The following is a 1,201-nucleotide window of genomic DNA, read 5'->3' on the forward strand; positions in this document are numbered from 1 at the left end:
CCCGTGCCGGTGCTTCGGGCTGGTCAGTGTTCTCCTCCCGCCGCAGATGCAGGCGCGGATCACCTGGTGCGGCCACCAGTACAGGCGATGCAGGGGTCCGGGAAGAAGGCGCAGCGCCAGCGGTGGGTCCGGAATCCAGCGAGGTTGTCTTCTGGGCTGGGCGCAGCGTGGTCACGTCCGAAGGCTGCGCGGTAGGTGCCCCCAGGATGGTGTCCTGGCGCGGCACCGGGGTGTCCTCCACATCGGGGACCCCTGTGGTGTCGGCCACTGGGCGTGTTTCTTCGCCCTGTGCGCGCTCGATATCCAGGTTTCCTGGCTTGTCAGGGGCCGCATCTACGCCCTCAGGGGTGGTGCTGGTAGCGGGAGTGGTCGGTGCGAAGTCATCGAGTGTGACGGCCCGTGAAGAGCCGCGCCGGACGGGTCGCTTCTTGGCGGAGGCACTGGGATCGGCAGCGACCGAACCTTCGGGATCGACAATCAGATGCGTCTCAGGTTCGGTCTCCGAGCTGGGATCGATCGCGGTGAGCTTGATCGGTCGCCCCAGGTCAGCGGCCACTGAGACCACATGCTTGATCGCCTCAGTCATCGAGGAGAACCCATAAGGAACTTGGTCGATAGTGACCTCCACGCTGTCGTCCGCGGCGATGGTGGCCGTGCAAACCGGCCGCTCCAGTGCCTCCGCCATGATGCTCTCCCTACTCGTCGTTAGCTTGCGCCCCGTCATTGTCGGTGGAATGGGGGACGTTGTATTGAGAGCGGAGGTGGGCCTTGACGTCGTCGCGCAAGATCAGCCAGGTCTTCCCCAGCTTGATCGCCGGCACGATCCCATCACGCAACCACCGGTAGGTGACCGTGCGGTCGGCAAGCCCGAGGACCCGCGTGAGGTCATCGATGCCCAGCCGCTCGGGCAGGCCCTCGAAGAGCTTGTCCAGCGCATCAGACACAACGACCATCTCCATTCTCACAGTTGCTACAATACACGACAATCTCTAATAACGGTTGATGATTCATGACAGTTGCTAAACCCCCTCAAAAGCTGTTTAATAGATACAGGGTCAAGTCTAGGTGAGGCCCTGCCACTGAGGAGATGTGATGGACAACCGTTGGGCTGAGCTGGTGTCACCCTTGACTGAGGAACAGGTCCGCCCGGTCTTCGAAGACGTCCCCGAGGAGACCGTGACGGTCCTACGCGGAGCACCAG

1 protein-coding gene and 1 pseudogene are annotated in these 1,201 nt (G+C 62.7%); both read right to left on the reverse strand.

What is annotated here, in order from left to right; genetic code table 11:
* A pseudogene (locus BJF77_RS20400) lies at positions 1-685 on the reverse strand (hypothetical protein); the annotation flags it as partial.
* 10 nt (positions 686-695) lie between these two features.
* Positions 696-959, reverse strand: coding sequence for a helix-turn-helix domain-containing protein (locus tag BJF77_RS01320; RefSeq protein ID WP_075871063.1), 264 nt, complete (start codon positions 957-959; stop codon positions 696-698).
* Between the last annotated feature and the right edge of the window lie 242 nt (positions 960-1,201).

The sequence above is a fragment of the Kocuria sp. CNJ-770 genome, from assembly GCF_001942375.1.
GTDB lineage: Bacteria > Actinomycetota > Actinomycetes > Actinomycetales > Micrococcaceae > Kocuria > Kocuria oceani.

Coding starts and splice junctions, on each gene's coding strand:
- BJF77_RS01320 (WP_075871063.1), bottom strand. CDS start 959: ATGGAGATGGTCGTTGTGTCTGATGCGCTGGACAAGCTCTTCGAGGGC.